At 44.2% G+C, this 13,565-nt stretch carries 15 protein-coding genes; 8 read left to right on the top strand and 7 right to left on the bottom strand.

The features are described 5' to 3' along the window. Positions 1 to 15: 15 nt before the first annotated feature. From rimI to Q4492_RS05825, 3 genes are read right to left on the bottom strand one after another with little or no spacing between them, the layout of a single operon-like run. Entirely contained in the window at positions 16 to 468 is a 453-nt protein-coding gene (rimI, locus tag Q4492_RS05835) for a ribosomal protein S18-alanine N-acetyltransferase (RefSeq protein WP_303416322.1), read from the bottom strand. A 1-nt stretch (position 469) separates the two neighbouring features. After that, complete coding sequence (locus Q4492_RS05830; protein ID WP_303416321.1) at positions 470 to 1,393, bottom strand: hypothetical protein; 924 nt, start codon at positions 1,391 to 1,393, stop codon at positions 470 to 472. Positions 1,394 to 1,420: 27 nt separating this feature from the next. Next, positions 1,421 to 2,962, bottom strand: a complete 1,542-nt coding sequence (locus tag Q4492_RS05825) for a 2-isopropylmalate synthase (protein WP_303416320.1) — start codon at positions 2,960 to 2,962, stop codon at positions 1,421 to 1,423. Between the two features lie 309 nt (positions 2,963 to 3,271). On the opposite strand from Q4492_RS05825, the gene Q4492_RS05820 reads away from it, so the two are divergent. Then, the gene (locus tag Q4492_RS05820; protein ID WP_303416319.1) at positions 3,272 to 4,423 is read left to right on the top strand and encodes a MalY/PatB family protein; all 1,152 of its coding nucleotides are present in this window, start codon (positions 3,272 to 3,274) and stop codon (positions 4,421 to 4,423) included. Positions 4,424 to 4,487: 64 nt separating this feature from the next. Here the strand turns inward: Q4492_RS05820 and epmA are convergent, their stop codons facing one another. Both epmA and efp read right to left on the bottom strand, forming a co-directional pair. After that, positions 4,488 to 5,456: an EF-P lysine aminoacylase EpmA gene (epmA, locus tag Q4492_RS05815; protein ID WP_303416318.1), complete on the bottom strand. Its 969-nt coding sequence runs from the start codon at positions 5,454 to 5,456 to the stop codon at positions 4,488 to 4,490. A gap of 97 nt (positions 5,457 to 5,553) precedes the next feature. After that, the gene (gene efp, locus Q4492_RS05810; RefSeq protein ID WP_067986493.1) at positions 5,554 to 6,117 is read right to left on the bottom strand and encodes an elongation factor P; all 564 of its coding nucleotides are present in this window, start codon (positions 6,115 to 6,117) and stop codon (positions 5,554 to 5,556) included. Between the two features lie 126 nt (positions 6,118 to 6,243). On the opposite strand from efp, the gene epmB reads away from it, so the two are divergent. The 4 genes from epmB (at position 6,244) to Q4492_RS05790 (ending at position 9,211) form a co-directional block, all read left to right on the top strand. Beyond that, positions 6,244 to 7,281, top strand: coding sequence for an EF-P beta-lysylation protein EpmB (gene epmB, locus Q4492_RS05805; RefSeq protein ID WP_303416317.1), 1,038 nt, complete (start codon positions 6,244 to 6,246; stop codon positions 7,279 to 7,281). Between the two features lie 94 nt (positions 7,282 to 7,375). Beyond that, entirely contained in the window at positions 7,376 to 8,536 is a 1,161-nt protein-coding gene (locus Q4492_RS05800) for a hypothetical protein (protein WP_303416316.1), read from the top strand. 103 nt (positions 8,537 to 8,639) lie between these two features. Next, entirely contained in the window at positions 8,640 to 8,948 is a 309-nt protein-coding gene (locus Q4492_RS05795) for a TM2 domain-containing protein (RefSeq protein ID WP_303416315.1), read from the top strand. Between the two features lie 11 nt (positions 8,949 to 8,959). Beyond that, positions 8,960 to 9,211: a TM2 domain-containing protein gene (locus Q4492_RS05790; RefSeq protein WP_303416314.1), complete on the top strand. Its 252-nt coding sequence runs from the start codon at positions 8,960 to 8,962 to the stop codon at positions 9,209 to 9,211. A gap of 53 nt (positions 9,212 to 9,264) precedes the next feature. On the opposite strand, the gene Q4492_RS05785 is transcribed toward Q4492_RS05790, so the two are convergent. Both Q4492_RS05785 and Q4492_RS05780 read right to left on the bottom strand, forming a co-directional pair. Continuing rightward, the gene (locus tag Q4492_RS05785) at positions 9,265 to 10,092 is read right to left on the bottom strand and encodes a M48 family metallopeptidase (protein WP_303416313.1); all 828 of its coding nucleotides are present in this window, start codon (positions 10,090 to 10,092) and stop codon (positions 9,265 to 9,267) included. A gap of 70 nt (positions 10,093 to 10,162) precedes the next feature. Further along, complete coding sequence (locus Q4492_RS05780; protein WP_303416312.1) at positions 10,163 to 10,483, bottom strand: DUF1820 family protein; 321 nt, start codon at positions 10,481 to 10,483, stop codon at positions 10,163 to 10,165. 257 nt (positions 10,484 to 10,740) lie between these two features. On the opposite strand from Q4492_RS05780, the gene miaB reads away from it, so the two are divergent. Genes miaB through ybeY form a run of 3 tightly spaced genes read left to right on the top strand, consistent with a single transcriptional unit; the run spans position 10,741 to position 13,552 of the window. Beyond that, complete coding sequence (gene miaB / locus Q4492_RS05775; protein ID WP_303416311.1) at positions 10,741 to 12,111, top strand: tRNA (N6-isopentenyl adenosine(37)-C2)-methylthiotransferase MiaB; 1,371 nt, start codon at positions 10,741 to 10,743, stop codon at positions 12,109 to 12,111. After that, positions 12,108 to 13,100, top strand: coding sequence for a PhoH family protein (locus Q4492_RS05770; RefSeq protein WP_303416310.1), 993 nt, complete (start codon positions 12,108 to 12,110; stop codon positions 13,098 to 13,100). Before miaB ends, Q4492_RS05770 begins: the two co-directional genes overlap by 4 nt. Further along, positions 13,097 to 13,552, top strand: a complete 456-nt coding sequence (gene ybeY / locus Q4492_RS05765; RefSeq protein WP_303416309.1) for an rRNA maturation RNase YbeY — start codon at positions 13,097 to 13,099, stop codon at positions 13,550 to 13,552. The genes Q4492_RS05770 and ybeY overlap by 4 nt, the downstream gene beginning before the upstream one ends. The last annotated feature ends 13 nt before the right edge of the window (positions 13,553 to 13,565 follow it).

Below are 13,565 nucleotides of genomic sequence, written 5' to 3'. Positions count from 1 at the left end.
GTGTGCTTAAGATTGTTACAGCATTAAACTAAGCAGGAGCGCATCTTCTCGAACCGTAGGAGACTCTAACGAAACGTAGTAACCTTTACGCCGACCGTCTTCAATAAATCCAAAACTATTATACAACGATCGCGCTGCAAGGTTTGACTCTCGAACCTCCAACATCAAACGCTTTATTTGCTGCTCTTCAAGTAAGGGCATACAAGCGGCTAACAGCTGCTGGCCTAACCCTTCACCGCGATGTTGAGAATCAACAGCGATCTGCAATAACTCAGCCTCATCCAACAAAGTGCTCAGCAAAATAAACCCGACAAGATCTGGCGCAAATATCCCTAAAGAGATTCCACGCGGATGTTCCAGCTGTCTGACAAGTTGAGTTTGAGACCACCCCCCTACAAAACACTCGTTTTCCAATTGGATAAGTGCCGATAAATTGGCGGCCGTAAGCGGTTGAATAATCGCCATCATGTTATGGAAGCTTTGCTAATAACGGCTGCAAATCGGTCCAAAGCTGTTTTTTAATGCCAGGTAACTGCATCGCTTCGGTCAAACTATGACTCGCTATGGCTTTAATACCCGCCCGTACCTCAAAACAGATACCTTTCAGCTGCTCAAGTGGCTCTTGACGCTCCATTACCATTTGAACAGCGATCTCACCAAATAGTAAAACTGCTTTAACAGGATGCGCCTGTAACTCCTTACTCAACTTATGCTGTACCGCAATAGCGGCCTGTTTATAGCCTTGATCTAAGGTTTTGCTTGCAAACATAGGCCAAGGCAGCATAAAAGCGGATCCTTGCTCACCCCTAAAACCAAGAGCAGCCGCAATTGCGATGGCCAATGCTTGATAGTTATCCCCAAAATGCCCTCCTTGAGGAGGTACACTATCAATCACTAACAACTCTCCAACCCTGAAATAAGCTAACTTAAATCGTGGTGGCTCAAGATCAGTATCTACCTGTACACTTGCGGCGGCATCATCCTCACTCACTCCCACCTCAACAATAGGTGACGAAGGTGCGGATACAGCTGGTGATAGCGAAGGTGTCTGAACAGAAGGAGATGGCGCTGCTGTTTTCTCAGCAGGCTCAGCAACGGCTAGTCCTAAAGCAGCTCTAGCTTGTGACATCCCTTGCTGAGCAGTTGCCACAGAAGCGGTAGAACCACGGGTTTGAGTTTGAGGTGAAGAACTACCTTTAGACGCCCCCTGCTGCCCCAAAGCCGAACGAGCACTTGCGACCCGATCAGACTCAAAAGGAATATCTGGCGCTGGATATCTAAAATCAGATACCCACTCCGCCGAATCAGCAGCATTAGGTAATACAGCACAAGGCAGCCAACTAGAGACCCCTAGGGCCTCTAAATATTGATGACGAAGCTGCTCTTGCTCCATATTGACGATCTAAACCTTCACTGTTTGTTATACTTGGGGATGCGCTTTCTGAACGTTTGCTTCAAGCATGTTCAGCGCATGGATATAAGCCTTAGCTGAAGCGATAATAATATCAGTGTCTGCGCCTAAACCATTAACGATACGCCCACCTTTTTCAAGACGAACAGTTACTTCACCTTGAGAGTCAGTGCCTTCAGTAACGGCATTCACCGAATAGATCTGTAAACTAGCACCCGAGTTAGCGATAGATTCGATCGCTTTAAACGTCGCATCCACTGGACCACTCCCTTCAGCTTCTGCCGTTTTCTCTTGATCACCGACTTGTATCACTATAGTCGCTGTTGGCGTTTCACCTGTTTGTGATACCACCGACAAACTGCTTAGTTTGAATTGCTCGCTGCTTGCTGCTGCACGTGTATCACTCACTAGAGCAACCAGATCCTCATCAAAGATCTCATGCTTTTTATCGGCAAGCTCTTTAAAACGCGAAAAGGCATTATTCAATTCAAGGTCAGAGGACAGCGATGTACCTAACTCCTCTAAACGACTACGGAATGCAGCACGCCCAGAGTGCTTACCCAACACCATGCGGTTAGTATTCCAGCCCACATCCTGAGCTGTCATAATCTCATAAGTTTCACGGTGCTTAAGTACACCATCCTGATGAATACCTGATTCATGGGCAAACGCGTTAGCCCCCACAATTGCCTTATTTGGCTGCACAGGAAAACCAGTAACACTAGAAACTAAGCGAGAAGCTGGAACAATCTGAGTGGTATCTATATTAGTCGAAACACCCAAAGAATCTTTACGTGTCCGAATCGCCATAACGATCTCTTCAAGCGAAGCATTACCTGCCCGCTCACCTAAACCATTAATCGTACATTCAACCTGACGCGCACCGGCTCCCACCGCAGCAAGAGAGTTAGCCACAGCCAAGCCTAAATCATTATGACAGTGCACTGAAAAAACCGCTTTATCCGCATTAGGGATACGTTGAATCAGCTGTCCTATAGTATTCGCAAACTCACCCGGAACTGCATAACCTACAGTATCTGGGATATTAATAGTGCGAGCACCCGCATCAATCACTTTTTCGATGATTCGACACATAAAATCAAGTTCAGAACGGCTGGCATCTTCTAATGAGAACTCAACATCGTCAATCAAATTACGTGCTCGAGTAACCGCTTTAACCGCTTGTTCTACCACTTGATCAGGCTGCATCTGAAGCTTGTACTTCATATGAATAGGCGAGGTTGCAATAAAGGTATGGATACGCCCCATTGCCGCATTTTGTAGCGCTTCGCCTGCACGATCAATATCGGCATCTAAAGCACGGGATAATGAACAGATACGACTTCCAGTTACTGTATCAGCAATCGCCTTAACCGATTCAAAGTCCCCTTGACTGGCAATAGCAAAACCAGCCTCAATCACATCGACTCGCATCTTCTCTAACTGCATGGCAATACGCAGTTTCTCGTCACGAGTCATGGACGCACCAGGACTTTGCTCACCGTCACGTAAGGTTGTATCAAATATAATTACACGATTATCATTATTCATTAGGAGCGCTCCAAACCAACTCACCAGCGATCAATATTTACTATTATCGCCACTCTCTAAATTCTTTACAAAAACTGGACAAAAAAGGGCACTAGAGAACTATACTCTAAGTTCCAAAAAATAGTTTTTAATAGCTAAAACTGGCTATCTTATGGAAATAGCAATCTGCGTTGTAATACTCTTTATATAGCCTATTACTTGGCTATAAAAGTAGGGATATGCGTGGTTACCCAGTGACCACCCACTATAGCGCCGGAGCTATGTTTTGCAACCAATGTTTACCTCTTAATACAACAAAAGAAGATCATCATGGATAAAGAATTCGATCGCCCAATAAACCGAAAAGGAACCGCCAGCCAAAAGTGGGAAAAGTACGGTGATAGCGACATTTTGCCAATGTGGGTTGCCGATACTGACTTCATGTCTCCTCCATGCGTAATCAACGCACTGAAGGAGCGTATAGATCATGGTATTTTTGGTTATACCGTCGTTCCTAGCGAATTAAACCAGCTAGTCATACAGCGTATGCAAACCTTATATCATTGGGAAATAGATGCAGACTCAATCATCTGGCTACCCGGACTTGTATGCGGACTAAACCTTGCCTGTCGTGCGGTTGGTAAAAGTGGTGATAGCGTCATCTCACCAAAACCTATCTATCCCCCATTTATTTCATCGCCGCGACTATCCAATAGAGAGGTATGCACAGTCCCACTGAAAAAAGTGGATCAACGCTTTATCCTTGACTTAGAGGCACTAGAAAAGAACTTAACTGATCGCACTCGCTTACTTCTCTTTTGCAACCCTCATAATCCAGGGGGAACGGTTTACAGACAAGAGGAACTCGAAGCACTTGCCAGCCTTATTATCAAACATAACCTTTATGTCTGTTCCGATGAAATCCATTGCGACCTTATCTTAGAAACGGGATTAAAACATACCCCTCTCGCTTCACTAAATGAAGAGATTGCTCAACGCACCATTACCCTCATGGCACCCAGCAAAACCTACAATATCGCAGGGCTTGGCTGCTCTTTTGCCATTATCAAAGATAAAAAATTACGCCAGCAGTTCATAAACGTGCGCAAAGGCATAGTCCCTGATGTCAATCTACTCGGCTATACCGCGACAATGGCCGCTTATAAAGATGGGGATGAGTGGAACAAAAAACAGCTCGACTACCTACGCAGCAACCGTGATTATCTGCAAAAGGAGATCAACTCGATCCCTGGACTTAAACTACTCCCTATCGAAGCAACCTATCTTGCATGGATCGATGTATCCGGTGCTAAGTTAACTAACCCTGCACATTTTTTTGAACAAGCGGGGGTTGGCATGTCTCCAGGCCGTGACTTTGGTGACGAGAACTATATGCGCTTAAATTTTGGTTGCCCAAGAAGTACATTAGAAGAAGCCGTACACCGTATTAAAACGGCCTTACTTAATGAGTTGCCAACTTAAAGCGAAGAGCATAGGGAAAAGTCACACTCGGTAAGTGAGCCACCCTTATTCGCCATCTAACTCACTAAGCTTTTGAATAATCAAAAGGGATGACCTCAGCAATAGAACCCGCATTTAATGCAAGCATTAATAAGCGATCAACACCTAAGGCAACTCCAGCACAATCGGGCAAGCCTGCTTCCAGCGCCTCGACTAAGCGATAATCTAAGGGGCGCTGCGGAAGCTGCAATCGCTCTCGGTGTGTTTGATCAATCTGCAAACGCTTCTGTTGTTCTTGTGGATCGGTCAGCTCATGATAGCCATTAGCCAATTCAACACCGTTCACAAACAACTCAAACCGCGCCGCAACCCATCCACCAGCACTATTTTTCCGCACCTTCGCAAGCGCAGCTTGAGAGGCTGGGTATTCAGTGACGAAAATCGCAGCGACCTTTTTTAGCTGAGGCTCAATTACATGGGAGATCAAAAGGTTCAACCACGTATCAGGGTCATCATCTTGCAGCGTTATATCCACATATTTTTTGGTTTCAGCAACCAAACGATCAACTCCCACCAGCTCTGGGCGAAAACCTAAATAACGCATAAAAAGGTCTGAGTAGGTAATTCTCTCTATACTTTTTAAGCCCAAAATAGGTACCACTAACGCTTCTACTTCATCCATTAACTGATGATCATCATAACCGGGCTGATACCACTCCAACATAGTAAACTCAGGGTTGTGGCGGCTGCCATACTCACCATTGCGAAACACTTTGCTCATTTGATAGATAGCGCCACTACCCGCAGCCAGTAGACGTTTCATCGCATATTCAGGTGATGTTTGAAGATAATAGGTTTGCTCATCAACACCAACGACGGGACAATAGTTAAGCTCAAAACTATCGATAAAAGGATCACTTACGGCACACTGCGACATCACTGGCGTATCAACTTCTAGCACATCTAATTGCTTAAAAAAGTCGCGAATATGATCAAAAAGCTGCGCCCGATGACGCAAGTTTTCAATTGTTGCCGATGGCCGCCAGTCACTCATACTCTCTCACTTAATCATTACACAAAAACAAACCATAAAATCCCGCACCAATAAAAACGGCAGCCTAAGCTGCCGTTTTTACTAACGATTCGATCAATTACGCACGAGAAACATATTCACCTGTACGTGTATCAATTTTCAGCACTTCGCCTTGATTGATAAACAACGGAACACGAACAATCGCACCAGTAGCTAAAGTTGCCGGTTTAGATCCACCTTGTGCAGTATCGCCTTTTAGGCCTGGATCAGTTTCAACAACCTCTAACTCAACGAAATTAGCTGGCATCACAGCAATTGGATTACCGTTAAACAAAGTTACCGTGACGGAATCCTGCTCTTTTAACCATGGTTTAGCATCAGACACAGCATTTTCATCCGCACCCACCTGCTCAAAGGTATTCGGATCCATAAAGTACCAAAGCTCACCATCGTAGTATGAATACTCCATTGTCGTATCCATAACATCTGCTGCTTCAACACTTTCACCCGATTTGAAAGTACGCTCCCAAATACGACCCGACATTAAGTTACGCAACTTAACACGTGTAAATGCTTGTCCTTTACCCGGCTTCACAAATTCAACGTCAACCATTGAACATGGATCACCATCGATCATTACTTTCATACCGTTCTTGAACTGGTTAGAAGAAAAATTCGCCATAATGTCCTACGCATCTCTTATAATTTGCTATTCAACTAACATCGCTGTCAGCAGTAAAATTGACAGACATTCTACTAGAAAGGAGAATGCGAGCAACTTCCAGCTGCCATTCTGCCGAAAAACACTATGAATTCTGTCCCAAAAACGACCAAAATCAGTGAAACAGCGATTCAGATTGGCGAAAACACTCCGTGGCAGCACCTATTAAGCCATACTATTAACAGCCCTAAAGCATTATTACAAAGGCTAGAGCTTTCTGAAAGCTACCTTGATGGGGCCATCGCTGGTGCAAATGAATTTCCCCTTAAAGTACCCGAACCTTACCTAGCCAAAATAAAAAAAGGGGACCCACAGGATCCATTACTACGACAGATTTTACCTTTAGATGCCGAGTTAGACGCTATTCCCGGCTACGTTATCGACCCATTAGCGGAGATGAGCGCTAATCATCGTGATGGCTTAATTCATAAATACAAAGGCCGTGTGCTACTCATCCTCAGCGGCGCTTGCGCAATCAACTGCAGATACTGTTTCCGCCGGCACTTTCCTTATCAGGAAAACCGTTTAGGCCCTGAACAATGGCAAGAGATACTGGCTTATTTGACAGCCGACCCGAGCATCAGTGAAGTTATCTTTTCAGGCGGTGATCCGCTAGCCACTAGCGATGAACGCTTAGCCCGCATGATTAAAGATCTTGAGCAGATCCCGCACTTAAAACGGCTGCGTATCCACACTCGCTTACCTATTGTGATCCCCCAAAGAGTAACAACATCACTGACAAGAATCCTGAAAGAGTGCCGCTTTGATACCGTGATGGTTTTACACGCAAATCATCCAAATGAACTAGACGAGCAGACAGTTAAGATAGTCACAGCACTAAAAAGTGCTCAGGTAACCGTACTTAACCAAGCAGTGCTATTAAAAGGCGTCAATGACAGCGTTGATACATTACAAGAGCTAAGCGAAACCCTTTTTCACTATGGTGTTTTACCTTACTACCTTTTCACCTTAGATCCCGTTCAGGGAGCCGCACATTTCAACATTAGCGATACGGAAGCCCTTGCACTATTTGAAAAACTGCAAAATATACTCCCAGGTTACCTGCTACCTAGGTTAGCTCGCGAAATCCCAGGTAAAGGCTCAAAAACTTTATTAAAGCCTTAGCCTTAGATAACAAAACCGCTTTGCTTCAAAAATAGATCTTCTGAAACCAAGAATACTGCCGATAACAAATTATCTAAGTGCAAAAGGTGATTTTATGCGTATTTCTGCCTCAGATATCTCATTTGATACACAAACTAACAGCCAAACATACACTCATATCAGGGAACAACTTACTGAAGGCTACGTGCTTACAGGGAGCAATTTCAGTAAAAACAATCTCATCGCAGGAACACATACAGAACAAACACGAACAGAAACAACAAACCAGATCACAGAAACGCCTACCTATTCAGATCTCAGGCAAGACGCTGCACGAGAGAACGTTGGAAAATATACGCTAGACCAGCTACTGACTAATATCACAGGCAGAGATAGCACGAGTCTCTTTGAACTCACGCCTGAAGATAAAATGAAGATAGAGTTGTTAAAAAAAATTTATGAACATCTAACAGGAAAAACCTTCCACAGCGGCGTACTCGACCTATCCAATACAAGCACTAATAGCGGAAACATAGAAAACCCGTCCTCAGAGAGTAGCTCGACACCATCCGCTATATCGCTCGCTACAGAGGTAGGCGCTGTTGAATATGGTTTAGATTACCGCTACACGGAAACCACCGAACACCAAGAGCAACTACAATTCCAAGCTAAAGGACAAGTGAGAACAGCGGATGGCAAAGTGATCGATTTAGATCTACAACTCAACCTAAGCCGCTCAGCCAGTGAAAGCGAAAGTCTACATATACGTATGGGCGCTGCACTGAAAGACCCATTAGTAATAAACTTTTCTGGTCAAGCAGCAGAATTAACAGCCAATAAAATTAGTTTTGATATAGATATGGACGGTGATCAAGAATTAATTCACCAACTATCTGAACAGAGTGGCTACATCGCACTTGATCATAATGGTAATGGCCAAATTGATGATGGCAGCGAGTTATTTGGTGCATCCAGTGGCAACGGTTTCAAAGAACTTGCCGCTTATGATGATGATCACAATGGTTTTATTGATGAAAATGATGACGCTTGGGATAAATTACGTATCTGGGTTCAACATGATGATGGTAGTAGCAGTTTGTTTACCTTGGCAGAAAAAGATGTAGGCGCACTCTATTTAGGTTACACCGATACTGATTGGGATCTTAATGCAGGGCCTAATAGTGACGAAATAGCAGGTAAAGTACGCGCAACAGGACTATTTTTAACAGAGAGCGGCGATACTGGAACCTTACAACAAGTTGATTTAGTTATATAAAATGTAAAAAATCAACATCTTAACTTGACGACAACAGTGATGTTCAATAGCATCAAAAGCACTTATACGAACGTCGCGTATATGGATATCAAAGGAAACGCGAATGCAGCCCTCCCCTCAAGCCTCACCAAAAAGTTACGCTATTGCCGTTTCTATCTCCGCAATTTTTGGTGTTATGGGTATACATCACTTCTATCTTGGCCGATATATTGAAGGCATCATCGATTTTAGTCTCTTTGTATTGACCATCTATTTTTACGCCAACGGTGAACTGCTCTGGGCTGGCGCTTGCTTTGCGATAGATAGTATCCACACATTTATTATTACCATTATGCTCCTAACAGGATCATTTAAAGACGGCCAAGGAAAGTACGTTTGCTACCCCGGCCAAAAGCTAAAAACCCCATTTTAAGGATAAGAAAAATGACCGAACCAACAACAGTAAATGCAGCACCTGAAGTTATCGTTAGCGAAAAAGGCTTCGTTCCTACTTTGTTACTTTGCTTCTTTTTAGGCGTATTAGGCGTTCATCGCTTTTATGTAGGAAAAGTTGGTACAGGCATACTTATGCTGCTGACATTAGGTGGGTTAGGCATCTGGTCGCTTGTAGACTTCATCATGATCGCTGTTGGATCTTTCAAAGACAAAAACGGTCATACGATCAAGCCAGCCTAATACAACTCGGCGCTACGTGTCTTATACAGCACGTAACGCCACCTTCCTTTCAATTACAAATTTACTTGCTCCGGTACCGCTTGGCCTTTGTACCAATTTTTCATATCGATCCGTGCATTGATCGTATCAATCCGGTGCTGCAGTTTTGGATGACTAAGCAACCATGTCGGCAGCTTTTCAGTTTCATCTTTCGCTGCATATTGTTCCTGCATAATAGTGAAAAACGTCGTCGCACCCGCAACATGCCCATAATGGCGCTGCAATGTATCTAACGCGGCTAAATCAGCGCTTTCCTCCTGCCCCCGACTAAACACCAGCATTCCCAACTCAGAACCTGTATTAAAAACGGTGCCGGGATCACCGGCAAAAAAACTATAAGCCACCTGTAAAGCAAGGCCACGACTCACGCTCACAATAGGGTCTCTATGTTTTACATGTGCGATCTCATGGGCCAGCACCATTGCAAGTGCATTTTCATTGGGCATCGCCTCCACCAATCCACGTAAAACAAAAATATTACCCCCTAAGGTCGCAAACGCGTTGATCTCTAGCGTGTCGAGGTAATGAACGTTTATGCGAACAGGCTCATCAAACCCACTTTTAGCGGAGAGATCATCCACAATATTCTGTAAATATCGCTCTACACGCTGCTCCTCCGCGTCAAGGGTATTGTATTTTTCAAATAGGGATTCATATGGTTTAACAAAACGCGCTTCAGCACTTAATGGCACATGGATCAGCAAACGATCAGCAAACCAGATAACGGCCACAACTAAGCCTATAAAAAGGGCTATACCTAACAGCAACCAGCGCATAAAAGATTTTACCTGCTGGTCATGTGAATCAGGGAGTTGATAACTGTTAGAATCGCCGTAAGACATAATATAAACCTTTAGTAATAAGGCGATAAATATCACCATGAAGTGCTCAGTTGTGGATATTAACTAATTCTTACCTTTTCGGTGCTGGCGGCATAGGAAATGCCGCCACGACGCCTTTAGCTTCAGTGATTTTTGCCACACCTTCTTGCTCGACTTCATCGATTCTAATAATCCCATTGAATGGAATAAAAGAGCGTTTAACACCGCTGAATTTTGCCTTTAGTTTCTCCTCGCTAGGATCAACGACCAATTCAGAGCGGTTGCCAAATACAAAGCCTTCGACCTCTAAAAAACCCCACATATCACTTTGATAAACATGTTCCGCATAAATCTCAAACACTTGATCTTCATTTACAAAAATAACACGATAAAGACGATCACCCTTAGCCATAGCCTACCTTTTGCTATATTTTTATCAAAAACTGAGTCTATAAAAGAACTAACTGCCTCCTTAAAGTAAGGGCAGGATCCTCTTTTTCAAGATATACCACGCTATATCAGAAGCTAAAGCAACTGGATAAAAAAAGCCTAACCTCAACCACTCTTCAACCTGTTCATTATCTAGTCGCTTCAGTATAATGCCCGGTCCTTTGATAGGCTTGTCACTTTATTGACAATCCAACGATACACGCTAGATACAGGTGAACAATGGCGAAGAAGCTATTTATTAAGACTCACGGTTGTCAGATGAACGAATACGACTCTGCGCGTATGGCTGACCTTCTGGGAGAAAGTCATGAACTAGAGCTAACAGAAGATGCTAATGAGGCAGATGTTCTGTTGCTTAACACCTGTTCTATTCGTGAAAAGGCGCAAGAAAAAGTGTTCCATCAATTAGGACGCTGGCGCAAACTGAAAGCAAAAAATCCTGATATAAAGATAGGTATTGGTGGCTGTGTCGCAAGCCAAGAGGGTAACAATATCCTCAAGCGTGCCCCTTATGTGGATATGATTTTTGGCCCGCAGACCTTGCACCGCCTACCCGAAATGATTAATGAATCAGATGCAGGCGGCGTTGGTATTGTGGACGTTTCCTTCCCTGAGATCGAAAAATTTGACCACCTTCCCGCACCTAAAGTAGAAGGGGCTGAAGCCTTTGTTTCCGTTATGGAAGGCTGTTCAAAATATTGTACGTTCTGCGTAGTCCCATACACCCGCGGTGAGGAAGTCAGTCGACCGCTAGATGATGTCATTACAGAGTGTGTCGAGCTAGCGGAGCAAGGTGTACGCGAAGTCAATTTACTTGGCCAAAACGTAAATGCTTATCGCGGCGAAACCCATGACGGGGATACAGCTGATCTAGCTGAACTCATTCGCTGCGTTGCCGCAGTTGATGGTATTGACCGTATTCGGTTTACCACCAGCCATCCTGTCGAGTTTACAGATAGCCTTGTCGAAGCCTATGCAGAAGTACCTGAACTGGTGAGTTTTCTTCATCTACCAGTACAAAGTGGCTCTGATAAGATCTTAATGGCGATGAAGCGAGGCCACACTGCACTGGAGTATAAGTCTAAAATCCGCAGTATCCGTAAAGTACGTCCTGATATTGAAATATCCTCTGACTTTATTATTGGCTTCCCAAATGAATCTGATGCCGATTTCGAAGCCACAATGAAACTGATCGAAGATATAGGGTTTGATAACAGCTATAGCTTTATCTACAGCCGTCGTCCCGGCACTCCCGCTTCAGATCTACCCGATAATATCGATGACGAAACTAAAAAACAGCGACTAAAAATACTGCAAACCCGTATTGTTCAAAACGCACAGCAGATCAGTCGCAAGATGGTCGGTACGACACAACGTATCCTCGTCAACGGCTACTCTAAAAAAGATCCCGGACTACTGTCAGGCAGAACAGAAAATAATCGTGTAGTGAACTTCCGCTGCGATAATCCAGATCTAATCGGTCATTTTGCCGATGTAACTATCGTCGACGCATACGCTAACTCCCTAGTAGGTGAGCTACTATGTTCGGAACTAGACGATAACTTCCCACAAAAGGCGGGCTTAGCTTGAGCACTGCACAATCAATAAAACTGACACTTGAACCAGAAAATGCCGATTTTTTGGCAAACCTTTGTGGGCCATTTAATGAGCACCTCAAATTATTGGAAAAACGCTTAGGGGTTGAGATCCGCAACCACGGTAACCATTTCCAACTGCTCGGCGATATCGACATTATCAAAACAGTATCTGGAATGCTGGAAAACCTTTATAAAGACGCCGTTCAAGAGAAGCGCTTATCACCCGATCAAATTCATCTACTGATCCAGCAAAGCGGTATAGAGCAGATAACGAGCAACCCAGCAGTAACAGATATCGATATCAGCATCCGCACCAAAAAAGTATTAATCCGTCCTCGCGGTGAAAACCAACAAGGCTATGTCCGCTCTATTCTACAACACGACATTAACTTTGGTATTGGCCCTGCTGGGACAGGTAAAACCTATTTAGCGGTGGCTTGTGCTGTAGATGCCCTTGAGCGTGAAGAAGTTGACCGTATTCTATTGGTTCGTCCTGCCGTCGAAGCGGGCGAAAAGCTAGGCTTTCTACCGGGCGATCTCAGTCAAAAAGTCGACCCTTATCTGCGCCCTTTATACGACGCTCTCTACGAGATGCTCGGCTTTGAACGAGTAGGTAAATTAATAGAAAGGAATGTGATTGAGGTCGCGCCACTTGCATTTATGCGTGGTCGAACACTCAACAACTCTTTTGTTATTCTTGATGAAAGCCAAAATACCACAAGAGAACAGATGAAGATGTTCCTGACCCGTATTGGATTCGGCACAACCGCTGTGATCACTGGTGATATTACCCAAGTCGATCTACCAAAAGGTACTCGATCCGGCTTAATCCATGCCATGCAAGTGTTAGATGGGGTAAAAGATATAGGGTTCACACAATTCACCGCTAAGGACGTTGTTCGCCACCCCTTAGTTCAACATATAGTGCGTGCCTACGATCGTTTCGAAAAACAAGACAGCTCTCAGGATAAACCTTTATGAGTTTTGACTGCGACGTACAATATGAAATTGAAGGAACGCTGCCATCTGAAGCTCAATTCAATAAATGGGCAGAAGCCGCTTTATCGACTCAAATTAAAGAGGGTGAGCTATGCATACGTATAGTCTCTCCCGAAGAGAGCCAGACACTCAACAACACCTACCGAGGCAAAGATAAACCCACTAATGTGTTATCTTTCCCATTTGAAGTACCAGAAGGTATTCCACTGCAGCTACTAGGTGACCTAGTTATCTGTGCCGATGTCGTTGAGAAAGAAGCACATGAGCAAAACAAAGCGCCATTCGACCATTGGGCCCACATGGTTGTACACGGCTGCTTGCATCTTATCGGTTTCGATCATATAAATGACGCTGAGGCTGAAGAGATGGAAAGCCTTGAAAAAAAGATTCTTGCCAGCATAGATATTGCTGATCCCTACCGGGAAGAAAACTAACTAAGGACGAACA

It is taken from the genome of Neptuniibacter sp. 1_MG-2023, from assembly GCF_030547185.1.
Classification (GTDB): domain Bacteria; phylum Pseudomonadota; class Gammaproteobacteria; order Pseudomonadales; family Balneatricaceae; genus Neptuniibacter.
This window is presented reverse-complemented; position numbering and strand designations above follow the sequence as displayed.